The organism is Bradyrhizobium macuxiense (assembly GCF_007993935.1).
In the GTDB taxonomy this organism is placed as follows: Bacteria; Pseudomonadota; Alphaproteobacteria; order Rhizobiales; family Xanthobacteraceae; genus Bradyrhizobium; species Bradyrhizobium macuxiense_A.
Map to the genome: position 1 here is coordinate 41,400 of NZ_VITY01000016.1, position 20,536 is coordinate 61,935.

Annotated in this window: 15 protein-coding genes; 10 read left to right on the forward strand and 5 right to left on the reverse strand. The window is 58.2% G+C overall.

The window, feature by feature from the left end:
• Nucleotides 1-289 precede the first annotated feature (289 nt).
• The 4 genes from FBZ93_RS33220 (at nucleotide 290) to FBZ93_RS33235 (ending at nucleotide 5,667) form a co-directional block, all read left to right on the forward strand.
• A complete protein-coding gene (locus FBZ93_RS33220; RefSeq protein ID WP_146991640.1) occupies nucleotides 290-1,327 on the forward strand; it encodes a cytochrome-c peroxidase in 1,038 nt (345 codons plus the stop codon).
• 150 nt (nucleotides 1,328-1,477) lie between these two features.
• Nucleotides 1,478-1,729, forward strand: coding sequence for a hypothetical protein (locus tag FBZ93_RS33225; protein WP_146991642.1), 252 nt, complete (start codon nucleotides 1,478-1,480; stop codon nucleotides 1,727-1,729).
• A gap of 56 nt (nucleotides 1,730-1,785) precedes the next feature.
• Nucleotides 1,786-2,451: an FkbM family methyltransferase gene (locus tag FBZ93_RS33230; RefSeq protein WP_146991644.1), complete on the forward strand. Its 666-nt coding sequence runs from the start codon at nucleotides 1,786-1,788 to the stop codon at nucleotides 2,449-2,451.
• A 111-nt stretch (nucleotides 2,452-2,562) separates the two neighbouring features.
• Nucleotides 2,563-5,667, forward strand: a complete 3,105-nt coding sequence (locus tag FBZ93_RS33235) for a multidrug efflux RND transporter permease subunit (RefSeq protein WP_146991646.1) — start codon at nucleotides 2,563-2,565, stop codon at nucleotides 5,665-5,667.
• Between the two features lie 181 nt (nucleotides 5,668-5,848).
• Here the strand turns inward: FBZ93_RS33235 and FBZ93_RS33240 are convergent, their stop codons facing one another.
• From FBZ93_RS33240 to FBZ93_RS33250, 3 genes are all read right to left on the reverse strand, one after another.
• The gene (locus FBZ93_RS33240; RefSeq protein WP_146991648.1) at nucleotides 5,849-6,505 is read right to left on the reverse strand and encodes an anthranilate synthase component II; all 657 of its coding nucleotides are present in this window, start codon (nucleotides 6,503-6,505) and stop codon (nucleotides 5,849-5,851) included.
• Entirely contained in the window at nucleotides 6,502-7,896 is a 1,395-nt protein-coding gene (pabB, locus tag FBZ93_RS33245) for an aminodeoxychorismate synthase component I (RefSeq protein ID WP_167529325.1), read from the reverse strand. Before pabB ends, FBZ93_RS33240 begins: the two co-directional genes overlap by 4 nt.
• A gap of 114 nt (nucleotides 7,897-8,010) precedes the next feature.
• A complete protein-coding gene (locus FBZ93_RS33250) occupies nucleotides 8,011-8,370 on the reverse strand; it encodes a Dabb family protein (protein ID WP_146991766.1) in 360 nt (119 codons plus the stop codon).
• 750 nt (nucleotides 8,371-9,120) lie between these two features.
• Between FBZ93_RS33250 and bioD the strand changes: the two genes are divergently transcribed.
• Nucleotides 9,121-9,762 carry a dethiobiotin synthase gene (gene bioD, locus FBZ93_RS33255; RefSeq protein WP_146991767.1) on the forward strand — a complete coding sequence of 214 codons (642 nt, stop codon included), beginning with the start codon at nucleotides 9,121-9,123 and terminating at the stop codon, nucleotides 9,760-9,762.
• A complete protein-coding gene (locus FBZ93_RS33260) occupies nucleotides 9,753-11,018 on the forward strand; it encodes an adenosylmethionine--8-amino-7-oxononanoate transaminase (RefSeq protein ID WP_146991652.1) in 1,266 nt (421 codons plus the stop codon). The genes bioD and FBZ93_RS33260 overlap by 10 nt, the downstream gene beginning before the upstream one ends.
• A gap of 198 nt (nucleotides 11,019-11,216) precedes the next feature.
• On the opposite strand, the gene fcl is transcribed toward FBZ93_RS33260, so the two are convergent.
• Both fcl and gmd read right to left on the reverse strand, forming a co-directional pair.
• Nucleotides 11,217-12,254, reverse strand: coding sequence for a GDP-L-fucose synthase (gene fcl, locus FBZ93_RS33265; RefSeq protein ID WP_208764093.1), 1,038 nt, complete (start codon nucleotides 12,252-12,254; stop codon nucleotides 11,217-11,219).
• Complete coding sequence (gene gmd, locus FBZ93_RS33270; protein WP_146991656.1) at nucleotides 12,235-13,320, reverse strand: GDP-mannose 4,6-dehydratase; 1,086 nt, start codon at nucleotides 13,318-13,320, stop codon at nucleotides 12,235-12,237. Before gmd ends, fcl begins: the two co-directional genes overlap by 20 nt.
• 879 nt (nucleotides 13,321-14,199) lie before the next feature.
• Between gmd and FBZ93_RS33275 the strand changes: the two genes are divergently transcribed.
• The 4 genes from FBZ93_RS33275 to glmS all read left to right on the forward strand — a co-directional run bounded on the left by FBZ93_RS33275 (nucleotide 14,200) and on the right by glmS (nucleotide 20,474).
• Nucleotides 14,200-15,459: a glycosyltransferase gene (locus tag FBZ93_RS33275; RefSeq protein WP_433995464.1), complete on the forward strand. Its 1,260-nt coding sequence runs from the start codon at nucleotides 14,200-14,202 to the stop codon at nucleotides 15,457-15,459.
• Nucleotides 15,460-15,578: 119 nt separating this feature from the next.
• Nucleotides 15,579-16,820, forward strand: coding sequence for an MFS transporter (locus FBZ93_RS33280; protein ID WP_146991660.1), 1,242 nt, complete (start codon nucleotides 15,579-15,581; stop codon nucleotides 16,818-16,820).
• Nucleotides 16,807-17,658 (forward strand): alpha/beta fold hydrolase, encoded by an 852-nt coding sequence (locus FBZ93_RS33285; protein WP_246667751.1) that lies wholly within the window; start codon nucleotides 16,807-16,809, stop codon nucleotides 17,656-17,658. The genes FBZ93_RS33280 and FBZ93_RS33285 overlap by 14 nt, the downstream gene beginning before the upstream one ends.
• 989 nt (nucleotides 17,659-18,647) lie before the next feature.
• Nucleotides 18,648-20,474, forward strand: coding sequence for a glutamine--fructose-6-phosphate transaminase (isomerizing) (gene glmS / locus FBZ93_RS33290; RefSeq protein ID WP_146991768.1), 1,827 nt, complete (start codon nucleotides 18,648-18,650; stop codon nucleotides 20,472-20,474).
• Nucleotides 20,475-20,536: the final 62 nt, after the last annotated feature.

The following is a 20,536-nucleotide window of genomic DNA, read 5'->3' on the forward strand; positions in this document are numbered from 1 at the left end:
GGCTTGGCTCAATTCCTGCAATGGCTGCAGGAAAAGATGTGGTGGGTGCGTGTTTCAGGAAGGATGTTCAGTAGCTTGGCTTACCTCCGACAGCCCGCTGATCCTCTCACGGGCAGAGCCGGCTCCGATCTCGCAGCTCACGCCAACGGTCGCGAGAAGTCTGAGATCAGGATGTGATGTGGGGGCGCCCTCGAGAGGTCCATGGTCGATGATGGAGGTGCGGCCGCTGCCGCCTGACCTACCAATGAAGTTTGCGGAATTAATCCGGAGAGCTGGAGGCCTTTACATTATGCGTAGACTATCTGCCGCTACGGCTGTGCTGCTGGTCGCATCCCAAGCTATCGCACATGACGATGTGATGTTGGCTGCAGGACGAATTTTCAAGCCGATTCCCTCGGCTACGCCAGCAGTTAACGACAATCCCGTCACTGACGAGAAAGTCAAGCTCGGCAAGATGCTGTTCTTTGATCCCCGCCTTTCGGCCAGCGGAATCATCAGCTGCAATACGTGTCATAATCTTGGCACCGGCGGCGTAGACGCTGGACCGACCTCGGTCGGTCACGGCTGGAAAAAGGGCGCGCGTCGCGCGCCGACCGTCTATAATGCGGTTTTCAATGTTGCGCAGTTCTGGGACGGACGCGCGCCAGACCTCAAGGAGCAAGCCAAGGGACCGGTGCAGGCGACAGCGGAAATGAATGCAACGCCGGATCACGTCATGAGTACGCTAAACTCCATGAACGTGTATGTCGCTATGTTCAAGACGGCCTTCCCGGATAGTACGCCGCCGGTCACCTTCGAAAATGTCGCCAAGGCGATCGAGGCTTTTGAAGCGACTCTTACGACGCCGGCGGCGCCGTTCGATCAGTACCTCAACGGCGATGGCAGCGCTCTCAACGATCAGCAGAAGGCTGGATTGAAGCTGTTCATGGATAAGGGGTGCTCGTCCTGCCACAATGGGGTTAATATTGGTGGGCAGGGCTATTTTCCATTTGGTGTGATGGAGAAGCCAGATACCAAACTGCGCCCTACAGCCGATAAGGGGCGGTTCGCGGTTACCAGGGTCGCTAGCGACGAATACGTGTTCCGCGTTGCGCCCTTACGGAATGTCGCTTTGCGAGCCCCATATTTCCATTCGGGTCAGGTTTGGAGTCTCAAGCAGGCTGTGGGCGTTATGGGCGAGGTCCAGCTCGGTGAAAAGCTTAGCGACAAAGAGGAGAACGATATTGTTGCGTTTCTGAATTCGCTGACCGGGCAGCTACCTAAGATCGAGTATCCGATACTGCCAACGCGAACCAACGAGACGCCACCACCCTCCTTAGGCAGATAGTGTCGTTCTTCAACCAAGGGAATCGTACGTATTGTCAATTGATCGACCTGTCAGGTCGATCCATTCTCGGCAGGCTGTGGCCCGAGCTGATCCAGCATACTCCGGTCTCTCAAAGCTGTCCGAACTTCCGTGTGCGGCAGGATCTTGATCGTGAGCGACGAAGCTATCGATCAGCAAGGTCAGGGTTTCGGCAATCACCTGGCGGCCGAACGCTGGCATCACGCTGTCCTCAAGCTCAGGCTGGCTTCCGTTTCTACAAACCTTGGTATAGGTTTTGCAACCCGTTCTATATCGCCCGCTTACCTCAGTAGAATTGAGCCACTCGTCTGGTTATTTGTACCTTCGACGTCGAAGCTGGATCATTCGAGGGCAGTCGGTGGTCGGCACAAGGCCGCAATCTGACTTGATGCGTTTGATGGATCTTGTTGCGTGCCATTGAGGGGTGAGGACGGAGTAAAATGGAAACACGTGAGCCCGCGTCCGCGTTGGAGGTCCATCAGCGTATTGTTTCGTTCCTTCAGAAGCCAGATCCTGTGATCTTGGACATTGGCAGCTACGACGGAACTGATTCGTTGCGCTTTCTTCAGCTTTGCCCAGAAGCTCATCTCTACTGCTTCGAACCGGATCCGCGGGCAATCGCTCGCTTTAAGAATAACATTGGTCTCTATCTCGAGAAGATTCGTCTATTCGAGATCGCGATCAGCGACAAGAATGGCAGGGTCGACTTTCATCCAAGCAACGGAGATGAAGAAGCAAAGGATTGGGCACTCTCTGGATCGATACGGCGACCAAAGAATCATCTTGCCGAGTATGATTGGGTTCGGTTCGATAGCCCGATATCGGTTGAAACGCGACGCCTGGACGACTGGTGCGCCGAGGCCAATCTGAACAAGATTGATTTGATCTGGATGGATGTGCAAGGAGCGGAGGCTGATGTCTTCGCTGGCGGCAGGCAGACCTTAAACAATACGCGCTTCATCTACACCGAATACAGCGACAAGGAGCTTTACGAAGGTCAGCTGACCCTTCAAGCCATGCTAAAGCTTCTACCATCATTCGAAGTGGTCGCCCAATATCCTCGCGCAGTTGAGGGTGATGTGTTGCTTAGGAACATGAGCCTTTAGAGCAGCCGATTCCGCTTCCCTCACGCTACAGGCCTTAGCCGCAGTCGCCGCATTGATGATAGAGCGCTGACTTGGCGAACTTGCGTCGGTCTATTGAATGCGAGCGCCGCGATGGCATTTACCGATCTTTTCATCAAACGTCCGGTGTTGTCCATCGTCGTCAGTCTGCTGATCCTGCTGATTGGCCTTCGCGCGGCCGCCGTTCTGCCGATCCGGCAGTTTCCCAAGCTGTCGAATACAGTCGTCACTATCACGACGTCTTATCCTGGCGCCTCTGCGGACATGATCCAGGGGTTCATCACCACCCCCCTGGAGCAGGCGGTCGCTTCGGCCGAGGGCGTCGACTACATTACGTCCTCCTCGGTCCTCGGCACTTCGACGATCCAAGTCTACATCAAGCTCAATTTCGATTCCAACGAGGCGCTCACTGAAGTGCTCTCTAAGGTCAACTCGGTCAAGTATCTGATCCCGAAGGAATCCAACGATCCTGTCGTCACGAAGTCGACCGGCCAGACGACCGCTGTCATGTATATCGCCTTCTCAAGCGAGGAACTGACGGCCAGCGCGATATCCGACTATCTCTCGCGCGTGGTGCAGCCGATTATGTCAACCGTAGATGGTGTCGCAGCGGCAGACATCCTGGGCGGCCAGACTTTTGCGATGCGGCTATGGCTCGATCCTGCAAGATTGGCGGGACACGGAGTGTCGCCAGCTGAGGTTTCGGCTGCAATCGTCGCCAACAACTTCCAGGCCGCGGCCGGTCAGGCCAAGGGCTATTTCATCCTTTCCGATATCACGGCCGACACTGATTTGCGAAGCGTCGAGGACTTCAAGCGCATGATCGTCAAAGCCAATGACGGCGGCTTTGTGCGCATGGAGGACATTGCGACGGTCGAGCTTGCCGCGCAGACCACGGACGTCAGCGTCGCCATGAATGGCGAGCACGCGATCTTCATCGGCGTGCAGCCGAGCCCGCAAGGAAATCCGCTGAACGTCGTGCGAGGTGTTCGAGCGTTGTTTCCCGAACTCGAGCGCAATCTGCCGCCGTCGCTGAAGATGAAAGTGGCCTACGACTCCACCAAGTTCATTCAATCGTCGATCGATGAGGTGGAGAACACGCTCATTGAGGCCGTCGTGATCGTTGTACTGGTCATCTTCCTGTTCCTGGCTTCGCTGCGGTCGGTCATCATTCCCGTCGTCACCATTCCGCTGTCGCTTATCGGCGTCTGCAGCATGATGCTGGCGCTGGGATTTTCATTCAATCTCCTGACCCTCCTCGCGATGGTGCTCGCGATCGGTCTCGTGGTGGACGACGCGATCGTCGTGGTGGAAAACATTCATCGCCATCTGGAAAAAGGCGCGCCGCCCATGCAGGCCGCTACGAAGGGCGCGCGCGAGATTGTCGGCCCCGTTGTCTCCATGACGATTACGCTGGCCGCCGTGTATGCGCCCATCGGCTTTCTCGGCGGCCTCACCGGTGCGCTGTTCCGCGAATTCGCACTTACGCTGGCGGGTTCGGTGATCGTGTCCGGCGTGATCGCTTTGACGCTGTCGCCGATGATGTGCTCGGTCTTCCTGAAGAGCGCTGAGGAGGGGCGCGTTGCAGCATTTGTGAATCGCGTGTTCGACGCCATGACACGCTGGTACGGCCGCAAGCTCGACCGCTCGCTCGACTATCGCCCGATTACCGGACTATTTGCGCTGACCATGCTGGGCCTCGTCGGCTTTCTCTACACGCATATTTCCAAGGAACTTGCACCTGAGGAAGACCAAGGCATCGTATTCGCAATATCCAAGGCGCCGAAATACGCGAACATCGACTACCTGGACCACTACGGCACCAAGCTCGACAACGCGTTCCAGAAGTTTCCCGAGACCGACTTGCGCTTCGTGCTCAACGGCATTAGCGGTCCGCAAGGCGGCATGGCCGGCATGCTGCTCAAGCCTTGGTACGAGCGCAAGCGGTCATCGATCGCGTTAAAGCCGTTAGTCCAGGCCGAGTTGTCTAAAATCGAAGGCATCAACGCATTTGCTTTCAGCTTGCCGCCGCTTCCGGGTGGTTCGGGTGGCCTACCAGTGCAGATGGTGATCAACTCGACGCGTGGTTTCCAGTCCGTCTATGAGCAGATGTCGAAGCTGAAGGATGCGGCGCGCAAGAGCGGCCTGTTCATGGTCAGCGACTCCGACCTTGAATTCAACCAGCCGGTGGTACGAATCAAAGTCGATCGCTCCAAGGCTAACAACCTTGGCATCACCATGCAGAATGTCGGTAGCGCGCTCGCGACCCTACTTGGCGGGAACTACGTCAATCGCTTCAATCTGCAGGGCCGCTCCTACCAGGTGATCCCGCAGGTGGCGCGCGAGAAACGCCTGACGCCGGAATCACTGGGCAGCTATTTTCTGAAGACTGCGACAGGCTCGATGCTGCCGCTGTCAACCGTAGTTTCCATCGAGACAGGAACTGATCCGAACGTGCTCACCCACTACAACCAGCTCAATTCCGCAACCTTCCAGGCTGTACCGATGCCCGGCGTCACGATCGGTCAGGCTGTGGACTTCCTGGACGGGGAGGCAAAGAAACTACCCGCAGGCTTCAGCCACGACTTCCTTGCCGACGCCCGCCAATATGTGCAGGAGGGCAATCAACTCGCCATCACCTTTGCATTTGCACTCATCATCATTTTCCTGGTGCTTGCGGCGCAGTTCGAAAGTCTGCGCGATCCCCTCATCATCATGATCAGCGTACCGATGGCAATCGTTGGCGCCTTGATTCCGCTATTCTTTGGTGCTGCGACCATGAACATTTACACCCAGGTCGGCCTGCTGACACTGGTCGGGCTGATTGCCAAGCACGGTATCCTGATGGTCGAGTTCGCTAATGAGCTGCAGCTCAAGGAGAGACTCGATCGCCGCGCGGCCATCGAGATGGCAGCGCGCGTCCGACTTCGTCCAATCTTGATGACCACAGCGGCGATGGTGATGGGCCTCTTACCCTTGTTGACCGCAACCGGGGCTGGCGCCGCGAGCCGCTTCTCGATCGGGCTCGTGCTCGTCGCGGGCATGTCGATCGGCACGCTGTTCACGCTCTTCGTGCTGCCGGCGGTCTATGTCGCGATCGCGTCCGATCATCGCGCCGACGCGAGTGTCGACCACGCCAAGAGCGCCGCCGAACTCGACCTCACCGGGGCAGCCGATGCCCATCTGGCCAATCGATGACGCTGACACTACAAGCGCAGCAGCCGCGGACAGCTCTTCCTGTTCGCCCGCGCCACGAATTGCTACCGCCAGTGCGACCCGGGGTCGCTCGATTGCTGCGCTAGAGCGATCAAGTCACCAAGGTTACGAGCAGAACTCCTACTAGCCGGCCAGACTGAACCAGCGGCTGCAGTGCGCGCGATCATATCCTGGGCCGCGGCTCGGATGCGTCCTTCAAAAGAGTTGTTGCCAACGCTTCGTGGGCGTCGATCCTCCTGCTTGCGAAGGCGTTTGCGATTTGCAAGAAGCTCATCAGCAGCATGGACCCATGTTGGGTCAATATCGATTCCGGATGAAACTGTACGCCATAGGTTGGCTGATAGCGATGGGCGAGGGCCATGATCTCGGTTTCGTCGGAACGTGCCGTTACCTCGAGATGTTGCCTGGATGCTTCATCCAGCTCGACAACGAGCGAATGGTAGCGACCGACGCAAAGTGGGGACGGGAGTTGGCTGAACAGCCCTCGGCCGTCATGCGTTACGCAGGAGGACCGACCATGCATAGGACGACGAGCGCGCACCACGCGTCCGCCGAAGACGCTCCCTATACACTGATGTCCAAGGCAAATGCCGAGAATTGGGACGCGACCTGAAAGTTCGCGCACCACAGCGGTCGATATCCCAGCCTCCATTGGCGTGCAGGGACCGGGCGAAATGACCACTGCGCACGGCCTGAGGGCGACAATGTCGGTAAGGCTGAGCGCATCGTTCCGGATTACCTCCGTTGCTTCACCAAGCTTACGGAAATAGCGGGCGATATTGAAGACGAACGAATCGTAATTGTCGATGATAACAATCAAAATGCACCGGGTGTTGTGCCCTGAAAGGCCTCAAAGATTCGCTGTGCCTTGGCGAGCGTCTCCTCGTATTCGGCCTCTGGATCCGACATCGCCGTTACCCCGCCACCAGCATGAAACACAGCCAGATCATGATCGATCGTTACAGTGCGGATCGCGATGTTTGTATCCATGTGCCCGTTGAAGCCGATGAAGCCGATCGCCCCACAATAGACCTCTCGCGCTACCTGCTCGATGTCCGCGATGATTTTCATCGCTTGCACTTTTGGAGCGCCGGTCACGGAGCCGCCCGGAAAGCAGGCACGAAGCAGACTAACCGCGTCCTTGCCTGCCGCAAGTTCGCCCCCCACGATCGAGACGAGATGATGCACTGAAGCGTACGATTCGAGGTCGCACAGCGCTGGAACCTCGACCGAATCCGCAGTGCAAACGCGCGACAAATCGTTGCGCAGGAGGTCGACGATCATAATGTTCTCGGCACGGTCTTTTTCGGATGCAAGGAGGATTTCAGCGCGGCGCTGATCTTCTTTCGAGTCGGCGGAGCGCGCGATCGTGCCCTTGATGGGACGCGTTTCAACCTGTCGTCCATCAAATTGCAGGAATCGCTCCGGGGAGCTCGACGCAATGGTCAGTTCGCCATAGCGCAGGAGGGCTGCAAAGGGCGCCGGGTTCAATGACCGCAGCTGGCAGTAGAAGGTGAGGGGGTCGAACAGGGGCGACACCCTGGCATTGAAGCGTTGCGCAATGTTCGCCTGGAATACGTCGCCGGCTAGAATCAGCTCGACGACGCGCTGGACCGCCGCAATGTAGCTTTCACGGCTGAAGTTCGAATGCCATGCGCCCGCCGTGCCAGGGAGTATAATTCGGGGAGACTTTGGCCTGGCAAGCAGTGCCGCAAACTCGTCGGCGCGACGACGCGCGCGCTCGGTTCGTCGAGCGGGGTCTTGCTCCGGCCATCCGGTGGAGACGATCCAGCACCTGTTGTGGTGGTGGTCGAAGCTGACGACCACGTCGTAGAAATGCAGAACCGACTGGGGCAAACGCTGACCGGGATCTGCCGGCGCCGGCAATCGTTCCAATGTCCTGTTCAGATCGTAGGCAAAAAAGCCGGCCGCACCTCCCTGGAAGGGCGGCAGATCGGGGCGATGCTCTTCTCGGTATCTGGCGAGAAGGGTGCGAAGCACTTCCCACGGGTCACCCTTAAGGGTCTCTCCATTCCAACTTGCCTGTCCATCGGTGACCAAATAGGTGCTGAACGGTTCGCAGGCCAGATATGAATAACGCCCAAGTGCCTCATGCCGCGCCGCGCTATCAAGAAAGGCAAGGTGTGGCCGCTGCGCAAGAGATCGCAGCGCCTTGATAGGCTCGATCCACTGCAATTCGCGGACGTCCATAATGCTACCGATCACCGACGGCTGGCAGACTCTGAGGCTCGAACCGATCGTGATCGCGTCCCGAGAAAAGCCAGGTTTCGTCCGAAGCGTACGAACCCTCGGCTGATCATCAAATCAGTGCGTGCCAGCCGGTCGGCTGCGCCGAGCAATTTGACTTAGCCCTGCTGTTCCAGCGAAATGCACGTCCGTTGATAGTTCGTAATCAGCGGCAAAACGCAACTCCCGAAGTGGTCGTACGCACCGGATCGCTTCCAGATATAGATCGTGCGCTTTGTACGCTGCGAGATCCCGCTCGCTGTCGAATTCACCATAGACAACGACATCGATATCGTTGCCGAGTTGATCGCTCTTGCGGTTACGTGCAATTTCGAGTCGGCGTGCATGTGGAATTGTAGTTAGAACCGATAGACCTTCGATGATTTGGTCGATATCGGCCTTATCCTTGGCCGTGAAGAACACGATGTGACGGATCATGATGCCCGAAAAGATGACGCTGCAAGTCGGCCGCATCCTTAGCTCGGGATCAAGCTCAACGCAATGCTGGCGCTGCCGCCTTGCGTCAGAAGCGTTTGACCCTCGTCTCGTAGCTGGAGCCTGCGACAGAAGCTCGCAAGAAACTTCTTCTTGATCAGGCATGGGAATTGCCTGGCGCCAAATGGTCTGAATGTGGCGCGCGAGCAGGTGACAGGCTGGATCGACGTTGCGCGCTCGTCCTTTCGACAGCACCAAAGAGTGCACTCAACGCATCAAAGGTGGTTCGTGGCCGCTTGTGGTACGCATCGTACTGTTCTGAGGCCCTTAGGACACACCTTTCGAGCGCGTGCGCAGATCGGTCCGGTTCGTACGGCGATGGCACGCCTACGGCGAGCTAAATCTGTCAAACAACTATTGCGTTTGACGAAATGGTCCTCGCTGCGAGGTTCGATGGTCAACGTTAGGTTCACATTCGAGGTATGTCGAGAAAGGTTTGACTGCGAAGGGATCATTCCGGAACAGTTGAGTGGCCGTCGTTGAGGTAAAACGATTGGAGAGCGACTGTGAAATAACGAAGAGCCCTCTGCTCGGCTTTTGGCGGTAGACACTGATCGCTCCAGGTGGAGCGTAGTCTGCCGATATCCTCGCCAAGACCTGGGGACGGCGCTTCTGGCGAATTTCAATGACACTCAATGTCGTCGAGGATGACGTCTATGCTCGACGTTCTGGTCGAGGAGATAAGAGGTGAAGGTGAGGCTGCAGCAGATCGTGGTGACTGGCACGGATACCGGAATTGGAAAGACGGTTTTCTGCGCGGGGCTCACCAATCTCCTCGGCGCGAGCTACTGGAAACCGATTCAGGCGGGCCTCGAAGGAGAGACCGACACCGAGGTTGTTGCACGGCTCGGCAGTCTCACGTCCGATCGCATCGTGCCGGAGCTTTACCGCCTGCGAACCCCCACTTCGCCCCATTACTCCGCCGAAATCGATGAAGTTCGCATCGACACGGATTCGCTCGATGTGCCTGACACCGGGGAGCGGCCGCTTGTGATCGAGGGTACCGGCGGGCTGATGGTGCCGCTGAGTGGCGGCGCATTTTACATCGACATCTTCGAGCGATGGCGGCTTCCAATCGTGCTTTGCGCGAGCACTGCGCTGGGAACGATTAACCACTCGCTGCTCTCAATAGAGGCTCTCCGAAAGCGTAACGTCGACATTCTCGGAATAGCTTTCGTTGGTGAAAAGAACCCGGAAGCTGTGAGGGCAGTTTGCGAGATGGGCCGGGTGCGTTGGTTAGGGCGCTTGCCCTGGATTGCTCCTCTGTCGTCAGACACGCTGCAGGCCGCGTTCAACGCCTCATTCTGTCGAGATGATTTCAAGCCATGGGGCTAAAGAAGAGGTCGCCGATCTGGCATCCGTTCACGCAACACGCGCTTCAAGACGAGATGATCAAGATCGTGCGCGGTGATGGAGCTTATCTTTACACCTCAGATGGGCACCGCATCGTAGATGCAATCTCCTCCTGGTGGGTCGTAACCCATGGCCATTGCCATCCGCATATCGTCAGCGCGATTCAGGAGCAAGCTGGCAAGCTCAACCAGATCATCTTTGCCGGGTACTCCCATGATCCGGCCGAGGAGGTTGCGGCGCTGCTGTTGAAACTCGCGCCGCGCGGCCTCGACCATGTCTTCTTCTCCGACGGTGGTTCAGGCAGTGTGGAAGTCGCCTTGAAAATGGCGCTCGGCTATTGGCATAATATTGGCAAGCAGCGCATACGCATTGTCGTGATGCAACATTCCTATCACGGCGACACGGTTGGGGCGATGTCGGTTGGCGCCCGCGGCGTATTCAACGTGGCCTACGGGCCTCTACTGTTCGACGTGACCTCGGTTCCGTTCCCAGCAAGTGGTCGTGAACAGGCGACTCTCGATGCGCTCGAGTCCGTATGTCGAAACGAAATTCCTGCAGCCTTTATCGTCGAGCCTCTCGTGTTGGGGGCGGGCGGCATGTTGATGTACCCCGCCTGGGTGCTCAAGGAGATGAAACGGATCTGCGAAGCATCTGAGGTTCTGTTCATCGCCGATGAGGTTATGACCGGTTGGGGCCGCACCGGATCTTTATTCGCCTGCGAGCAGGCCGACATCACGCCAGATATCGTTTGCTATTCGAAGGGAATCACCGGCGGTGCGCTTCCACTCGCGGTGACACTTTGCCGCGGCGACATTTTTGACGCGCACTATTCGAAAGATCGTACGCGTACCTTCTTTCATTCGAGTTCATATGCCGCGAATCCGGTAGCCTGCGCTGCAGCAAAGGCCAACCTGGATCTTTGGCAGGATAGCGCATCTCGTGATCGCTTGGCATCGGTCGCCACGATGCAGGAGCAAGCGATTGAGCCATTCCGCACTGATCCGCGCTTTGCAAACGTCCGCCGGACCGGGACCATCACAGCACTCGATCTGGGGGCGGGGGATACGGGCTATCTCGCGACCATCGGTCCGAAGCTTCAGGCCTTCTTCGAGGCGCGAAATCTGCTGCTGCGCCCGCTTGGTAACACCATCTACGTGATGCCGCCGTACTGCATTGCGGCATCAGACCTCGACGACATCTACACCGGCATTCGCGAAGCAGCCGATGCGTTGATTTGAGGACGCCCAGCGCGTCGCGACATGGGCTCTCGCAACTCCGGCGATCGTGGGATGATGACATTTTCGAATCCTCATCTCGGCACCCGGTAAGCGTTCTGCGCCCGACCGCATGCGTCTGGACGGCGACGATCTCCAGGTGCGCCATTGCGGTCGTGAGACGATTATGCTCGGCGGCGGATCCGCAGCGCCTTTGCTGCGCTACTCTTTGATGGCGCGGGATTTTGCCAAGTCAATCTCGCTGCGAGCGACATAGTTATTTTGTTCCGGACGAGCAAAACGACTTTGGCGGCATCTCTGTTTCTCATCGAGATACGCCCGGTACGCGAGGGCGATGCCATCCTCGAGCGAGGTGGTGGCACGCCAGCCGAGCTTGGCCAGACGGCTGACATCGAGCAGCTTGCGGGGCGTGCCGTCCGGGCGCGAGGGGTCGAAGCTGATCTCGCCCCGATAGCCGACGACAGCCGCGACCACGAGGGCGAAATCGGCGATGGTGATGTCCTCGCCGGTGCCGATATTGACCAGCTCCGGCGACGAATAGGTCTTCATCAGATGGATGCAGGCGTCGGCGAGATCGTCGACATAGAGGAATTCGCGGCGCGGCGTGCCGGTACCCCACACCACCACGCTGCCAGCGCCCGAAACCTTGGCCTCGTGGAAACGGCGGATCAGCGCGGCGACGACGTGGCTGTATTCGGGATGATAATTGTCGCCGGGACCGTAGAGGTTGGTCGGCATCACGCTGATAAAATCGGCGCCGTACTGGCTGCGATAGGCCTCGGCCATCTTGATGCCGGCGATCTTGGCGATCGCATAGGGCTCGTTGGTCGACTCCAGCGGGCCGGTCAGCATCGAATCCTCGCGCAGCGGCTGCGGCGCCAGCCGCGGATAGATGCAGGACGAGCCGAAGAACATCAGCTTCTCGCAGCCATTGGCATGCGCCGCCTGGATCACGTTGGTTGCGATCGCCAGATTGTCGTAGAGGAACTCGGCCCGCAGCGTGTTGTTGGCGACGATGCCGCCGACCTTGGCGGCGGCGAGGAACACCGCCTGCGGCCGCTTCGCGGCGAACCAGGCATTGACCGCGGCCTGATTGCGCAGATCGACCTCGCTGCGCGACACCGTCAGCAGATCAGCCTGTTCGCGCGCCAGCCGGCGCATCAGCGCCGAACCGACCATGCCGCGATGGCCGGCGACGAAAACCGTCTTGCCCTTCAGGTCAAACGCCGTGCTTGCCATTGGCCGCATCCTGCCTGGCCTCGAGGAGATCGCTGGCGACCATTTCCTTCACCAGTTGCGCGAACGGCGTCTTCGGCGCCCAGCCGAGCTTGGCGCGCGCCTTGCTGGCGTCGCCGATCAGAAGATCGACCTCGGTCGGGCGGAAATAGGTCGGGTCGATCTGCACCAGCGTCTTGCCCGACGCCTTGTCGACACCGATCTCCTCGACGCCCTTGCCGCGCCACTCGATGCTGCGGCCGACCTCGGCAAACGCCAGCTCGACGAATTCGCGGACCGATCGCGTCTCGCCGGTCGCCAGCACAAAATCGCCGGGCTCATCCACCTGCAAGATCTTGTGCATGCCCTCGACATAGTCGCGGGCGTGGCCCCAGTCGCGCTTGGCGTCGAGATTGCCGAGATAGAGTTTGTTCTCCAGGCCGACCTCGATGCGGGCCACGGCGCGGGTGATCTTGCGCGTCACGAACGTCTCGCCGCGGATCGGGCTCTCATGATTGAACAGGATGCCGTTGCTGGCGAACATGCCATAGGCCTCCCGGTAGTTCACCGTGATCCAGTAGCCGTACAGCTTGGCGACGCCATAGGGCGAGCGCGGATAGAACGGCGTGGTCTCCTTCTGCGGCACCTCCTGCACCAGCCCGTAAAGCTCCGAGGTCGAGGCCTGATAGAACCGTGTCTCCTTCTCCATGCCGAGGATGCGGATCGCCTCCAGCAGGCGCAGCACGCCGATGGCGTCGGCATTGGCGGTGTATTCCGGGCTCTCGAAGCTGACCGCAACGTGGCTCTGGGCGGCGAGGTTATAGATCTCGGTCGGCCGGATCTGCTGCACCAGCCGGATCAGATTGGTCGAATCCGTCATATCGCCGTAGTGCATCAGGAACGGCACATTGCCGGCATGCGGATCCTGGTAGAGATGGTCGACGCGCGCGGTGTTGAACGAGGACGACCGGCGCTTGATCCCGTGCACGGTATAACCGAGGCCGAGCAGGTATTCGGCGAGGTACGCGCCGTCCTGCCCGGTGACGCCGGTGATCAGCGCAACGCGCCGCTTTGAGTCCTGAGCCGTCATTGCCTCTCCGGTTGCGCGGACAGGCGTCCTTAGCAACGTCATTTGCGAAGTAATTTTCGAAAAGATCTAGATAGGCGGGCCTGCTATCACGTGCACATGGAGGGGAGCGATATTTCACTCTAACCATACACATCATATCGGCGTGTACATCATATACATTGATTTATATGGCATTTGTTGAGGCGTCAGGAGCGAGGATATCGCGGTTGTGGCGCCAGAGGCCAACATGCAACAAACGTATCTCAGTGCGCATGCGTTTTTGGCCGTTTCGAACGATGTGATCATGCCCGAGAAGCGCCCAAGTCCGCAGCAAAATCTTCTCCGAATTAATCGGGCGGCGCGGCGGAATTGTTTCGCAGTTGCAGGCGATGTCTGCATTTGGCGCGCAGTGCCCTCCCGAGAATCGGGCTTAGGAGCGGGGGCGCTTCACTCCAGCAGAATAAAATCAAGTCTGCGAAACCACTAAAAAACAGCTTGAATCTCACGCAGCGTTAGGTTGTAGGCTTGAAACTATGCCCAAAACAACACGCTGGCGTCAACAATTCGTGGGCGGGTTCACAGTCGAACTTCACGCCTCACTTGAGATGCATACCTCGAACGCAGCAAGGCGAAGGCGCCGTAGCGAAGCAAGAGTCGAGTTGCTCTCGAGCGGTTGCCTGCGCCAGATGGTCCGAGGCAGATCCGGATTTAACACGCCGAGAAGATCTCGCCAGCGAAAGCAAGCTAATGTGGAAGCGGTGTAGCTGGGCGCGACGGGTTATGACCGAAGCACGCGCGGCAATGAGCGTCTAGATCATGTGTGTCAGAGACGTTTCTGTCTCTCGGGCTGCGCGGCGAGGGCCGCAGACCTTCAAATGCGAGACGGTTACGGAGATGCCGGTGACTTCTTATGACTTTCTCCTCGCCTCGTGGGGTACGTTGGGAAATCTCAGTCCGTTGCTCACAGCAGGCCGTCGATTGCGCCAGCGTGGTCACCATGTTCGGGTGATGGCCGATCCGACCATGCGAACTGAAGTCGAAGCCGCCGATTTCGAATTCGTGACATGGCTCCGCGCTCCCATGGGTGAGGCCGCAGACCCAACAGATGTCTCGGACATACGAGATCGGATGCGCAGGGTCGTCTTTGAACCCTGCTCCGCTTATGCGGCTGATATTCGGGACGAGATTGGCCGCGCGCCAGCGGACGCTGTGCTCGGCCTCGATCTGCTGTTTGGTGCGGCGCTCGGAGCGCGAGCATGTGGCGTGCCATTCGCATTTCTCTCGCCTCACGTCAGTATTCGGGTCCTGCCGGGGGTGCCGCCGGCTACTTCAGGATTGACGCGACCGAAAACGCCGGAGGAGCGCAACGAACTCAACGCAGCCTCTGCAGCTCTCTCTACGGCGATGAATGCATCTCTTTCTATCCTCAATCGAGCCCGGGTCGAATTGGGTCTTCATGTTCTTGCAGACGCTATGGATCTGTTCGACGAGGCTGATCGAGTTCTGCTGGCGGTCAGTCGGGCTTTCGATTTCGAGGCAGATTTTCTTCCGGATAACTTCCGTTATGTCGGGCCCTTGCTCGATATGCCGAATTGGTCAAAATCGTGGAAGGCGTCCTGGCCGGCGCTCCAGGATCGTCCCCACGCGCTGATCGCTTGCAGCACGGGGGCGCAGGGCCAGCGTGACGTGTTTCAACGCGTTATCAATGCCGTTGGGACTATTGATGTGGAAGCCGTTTTCACAACGGGTCCGAGTCTGGATGTGTCCGAACTTCACGCTCCGAAGAACGTGCATTTGGTGTGCGGTGCTCCCCACGACTGCGTCATGAGGGACGTGTCTCTGGTCATATCCCAAGGCGGCCACGGAACTGTTACCCGTTCACTGATCAACGCGTTGCCGCAACTCATTCTGCCAATGGGACGAGACCAATCGGCTAACGCGGCGCGAGTCGAGGCGAAGGGAGTAGGGCTTCGGTTACCACCGACGGCCTCCGAGCCAGAGATAGCGGCAGCGATCAAGCGGCTGATCACGGAACCGGAATTCAAAGTCGCAGCCCGTAAGCTCGGCGAAGCCATCAAGGCCGATATCGATCGATCGCGCCTCGTCAACGAGATGGAGTTCCTAGCCGCTGTTGGGCGCCGGCGACGCGGCAGCTCATGAAAACCACGTCGAGTACTGATCCCACGTTCAGCGAGGCAGACCGCGATCGATGCATTGTCTCTAGCGGATGAACATACTGCGCTGGCGCTAGCTCTAAGCCCATCAAGAGAAACCTAACCTTGCTCATTCATCGCAATTCGTTCTCTTGCACCTTGTTGCTGGCTCTTATGGCGTCATTGTCGACGTTTGGCATTGACATGATCGCTCTAAGTCTCCCGGCGACAGGAGCTTATCTCGGGGCGACAGAAGGCGACGTCATTCTGGCGATGAGCGCCTATGTCATGAGTTTTGGAATGACGCTTCTCGTTTGCGGACCGATATCGGATTGCTTGGGCCGCAAGCCGATCGTTCAGTTCGGTTGCGTACTCATGGTAACTGCAGGCATGGGGTGCGCCTTCTCCAATTCCCTGTCGCAGCTCATGTTCTTTCGCACGCTCCAGGGAATTGGTGCTTCTGCTGCCGGGATTGCTGCAATCGCAATTGTCAGGGACCTCTTCGACGGCGAAACCGCAAGGAGAGAGATGACCAACCTCGTTTTGGCGATCTACGTTGTTCCGATGATTGCACCAATCGCCGACATTGCCTTCCTTGCACACGGTTGGCGGGCCATATACGTCGTGCCTATCGTCGGAGGATTGCTGCTGCTCGCGGCAATGGCCTGCTTCAGCGAAAGCGCAAGGGTCGATCCGAACGTTAGGCTTGGTCTTGCGACAGTTGTCCAGAATTATCGTCGCGTGCTGCGCCATCCTGTCTGCGTCGGCAGCATCCTTTGCGACGCTGCGGCGGCAGGAGCCGTATTCGCCTGCGTCACCGGATCATCGCTGTTCTTCTCCAATATTTTCGGTCCCAACGCGTATGGTGCGATCGTTGGAGCGAGCTCGATGTCGATTGTGACCGGCGCCTGGCTCAACAGGAGCCTCTGCGGTCAGGGGGCGTCGTCCACGCAACTGCTTGCGGCGGGACTCGCACTCTCGACGAGCATGGCGATAGCTTTGCTTTTCATGGCGCTTGTTGGAGACAAATCGGCTGTTGTCGTCGTGTTGATATTGGTTGGTGTAGGGTCGTCGTTCGGCTTGATCGCGCCTCACGTTATCCACGAAGCGCTGCGGCCCATGCCAGGAATCGCAGGATCTATCAGCGCTGCAAGAGCATTCGTACAGATGGCATGCGCCGCGTTGTCCAGCGCCTTGGTCGTCGCGCTCTTTGACGGGCATTCGCTACATTCGATGGCGGTGGTGATGCTTGCTTTTTCGTTATTGGCGGTCGGCGCCTACATGGGTGTCGTTCGTCCCGCCAATGCGTCGTCGTGGTCGGGCCGAATGCAAGCTCGGTTCAGGAGGAAAGACCGTGATCTCCCATGAGTTCAAGCCTGCTTTGTTGAACCGCGATGGTGTACGTTTGGGGCATGTTGAGGTCGGACCTGCAGTCGCGCAAGACCCGCCGCTGCTCCTGATCAATGGTTGGACAGGTGACCACGGCATCTTCTCGCCACAGCTCGTCCATTTCGCTCAAAAACGGCGGACCGTGGCGGTCAACCTTCGGGGACATGGCTCCAGTGATGCACCCGATCAGGAGTATACTGTCGCAGGATTTGCGGACGATATCGCTTGGCAATGCGCTCAACTGGAGCTGCTCAAGCCGGTCGTGATCGGCCACAGTATGGGAGGACGGATTGCGCTCGAACTGTGCGGCCGCTATCCGGACCTGGCCGCGGGGTTGGTCATGATTGATACAATTGTCATGCCGTCTCCGATCTTGCGCAAATCTCGCCAGGTTAAAGCGCTCCTGGACGGCGTAGGCGGATCCGACTATCTGGCGATCTTAAAGGCGAACGCGTGGGAACTGGGCTGCGATTTCGATGATGCCGCTCGACGAAAGGCGATCTATGAGACCTATGTGCTTCCGCCGTGCTTGAGAATAGCACAGCATGTGGCCTATTCGGTGATACGGAACGCCATTTTGGACTATGACCCGATGCCCGCCGCAAAAGCCTGCCGGGTTCCCATGGCCTATATTGCCGCTGATGTTCCGCTGGTGAATATGGCGCGCGGCCTCGATCGGCTGAAGGAGATCTGTCCACAGCTGGTCACAGCGAAGACGATGCTCGCTGGACATTTCAACACGATCGAGGTTGCAGATCAGGTCAATGCCATGCTCGATCGCTTCTTGGATGTCGGTCTCCGCAGACGCAGAGGTTGATTTAGAAGCCTTAAGTCAATCTGGAAAAGCTGGTGCGGCGAGGAAGCCGCGACCGTCTGCCTTCAATCTCACCTGGCTGAGTGAGATCGGATTTGACAGCATTTGCGTGTGTCTGCACGAGAAGTATAGCGCCGGTGCCATTCCGCAGGGAGCGCGAAGGCGTCCCTATGGCTTGGCCCTGTGCGCGGTACGGCTGGCGTCAGTAGGAGGCGGTGACAAACGCTCGTATAGTTCTTCAAACTTTTCGATATCGGAGCATTACCTCCGTACAGTTGAGCCGTCGTTCTCAATTGACGTAGTCTCGTCCCTATCGAACTGGCACGGCTTGCATCAGTCCTTAATGCCACCTTCCTTAAGGGCCGGATCCCGCCAAAAAGGTTATTCGCGATACGCATGACGAGACGCATAGCGGTCACGCCATTCAGCCGCAGAACATATCCGGAGAGAAGATGAGAAGCGGAGTGTTCTTGAGATATCTGGCGGGAGCACCATGAATGGCGCTTGATGGGGCAAGATGAGGGGGCTGCGATTATGAAGTTCTATTGCAGGACAAGCGGTTCGCGGCCCTCCATCGAGTCCCGCCCATCCCAAGGGCCAGTCGACTTGCAAGACGTGTCCACGCAGCCCGTCCAATGCGACCCTGACTGCCACCTTCCTTATCGCGCAAAGGATCTGGTTATGCCCGAACTGGCTGTCATGCGCGATCATCGAGACTTACCTGAACGTTCGGCTCATCTCGGACCCGCTCTCGTCCGCTGCCGTGTCTCGGCTTAGCCAGCGGTGTGCGCCAAAGCAGCGGAGAGGCTGATTGAGCCTAGATGGCTAAAGCCTGTCATGTAGCTCGCACTTTACACGACGCTGAGGGTTGGATGAGAACATACAGCCCGGGTGCACCCGCGCCAGCCTTCCACAGCGAATCCGCTATCAATTAATTGTTCCATGGTTCTGAAGTTAACGTCGTGGTTTGAAGTTGGGGCGCATTGGTCAGTATGTGCGGAGTTATTGGCATCCTAGGTCGTGGTCCGGTCATCGGACATTTGGTCGATTCACTTCAGCGACTGGAATATCGCGGATATGATTCAGCGGGCGTTGCGACGCTCGAGGGTGGCCATCTTGAGCGCAGGCGCGTCGAGGGAAAGCTGAAAAATCTTGCGGAGAAGTTGCACTGCGATCCGCTGTCGGGTCACGCCGGTATTGGCCACACGCGCTGGGCCACCCATGGCAAGCCCACCGAGCGCAACGCACATCCACATATGGCGGACAACGTTGCAGTCGTCCACAATGGAATCATCGAGAATTTCCGTGTGCTACGTGCCGAACTGGAACAGAATGGCGCGGACTTCACCTCCGAGACCGATACCGAGGTGGTGGCACATCTCGTCGAATCCTATTTGAAGAATGGTTACTCGCCGCAGGACGCGGTGAAGGCATCGTTGCCGCGGCTGCGCGGTTCCTACGCGCTGGCGTTTCTGTTCAAAGGCCACGAGGACCTCATGATCGGCGCGCGCAAGGGATCGCCGCTTGCGATTGGGTATGGTGATGGCGAAATGTATCTGGGATCGGATGCTATCGCGCTTGCGCCCTTCACCGACAGCATCATGTACCTTGAAGACGGCGACTGGGCCGTGCTTACCCGTGCGAACGGCGTCATTTATGACTCGAGCGGCAGTATCGTCCACCGCGAAGCGTCAAGCCATGGCACGTCGTCGCTCCTGGTCAACAAGGCGAATTATCGTCACTTCATGGCCAAGGAAATACACGAACAGCCGGAAGTCGTCGGGCAGACCCTGGCGCACTATGTCGATATGGCCGGCGAGCGCATAGAACTGCCTTCCAAATTGCCGTTCGACTTTAACGCCATACAGCGCATTTGGATCACGGCTTGTGGTACGGCGAGCTATGCCGGCCAGGTTGCCAAATACTGGTTCGAGCGACTGGCGCGCCTGCCGGTCGAGATCGATGTGGCCTCCGAGTTCCGCTATCGCGAGGCGCCTTTGCGCAAGGGGGATCTCGCGATCTTCATCTCGCAGTCTGGGGAGACCGCCGACACGCTGGCCGCGTTGCGCTACGCCAAGGCGCAGGGTCTGCACACGATCTCTGTGGTCAACGTGTCGACGTCAACGATCGCACGCGAGAGCGAAGTCGTGCTGCCGACCTTGGCGGGGCCGGAGATCGGCGTTGCGTCGACCAAAGCCTTCACCTGCCAACTGATGGTGATCGCGGCGATTGCGGTCGCAGCAGGCAGAGAGCGAGGCGAGTTGTCCAAAATCGAGGAAATCAAGCTTGTCCACGAGCTGATCGAAGTGCCGCCGCTGATAGCGGCAACACTGGCCATCGAGCCGCAGATCGAGAAGCTTGCGCATGATATCGCCAAATCGCGCGATGTCGTCTATCTCGGCCGCGGTACGTCGTCTCCCCTAGCGATGGAGGGCGCGCTCAAGCTGAAGGAAATCTCCTATATTCATGCAGAGGGCTATGCCGCCGGCGAGCTCAAGCATGGTCCGATTGCGCTGATCGACGAGACCGTGCCGGTGGTGGTGATCGCGCCTTACGATCGGCTCTTCGAAAAAACCGTCTCGAACATGCAAGAAGTCGCGGCTCGAGGTGGTAACGTCATCCTGATAACTGATGCGAAGGGAGCCTCGGAAGCTGCAATGGGCTCCATTGTAACAATTGTGCTGCCGGACATGCCCGCAACCTTTACGCCCATGGTCTATGTTATTCCGCTGCAGCTTTTGGCCTACCACACTGCCATCCTGATGGGCGCGGACGTTGATCAGCCACGCAATCTCGCGAAATCGGTCACGGTCGAATAAGCGGATAGTCGCTGGAAGCGCTCCTTGCGGCTTGTGCATGTTCAATTGTTCGTTCGGGCGCG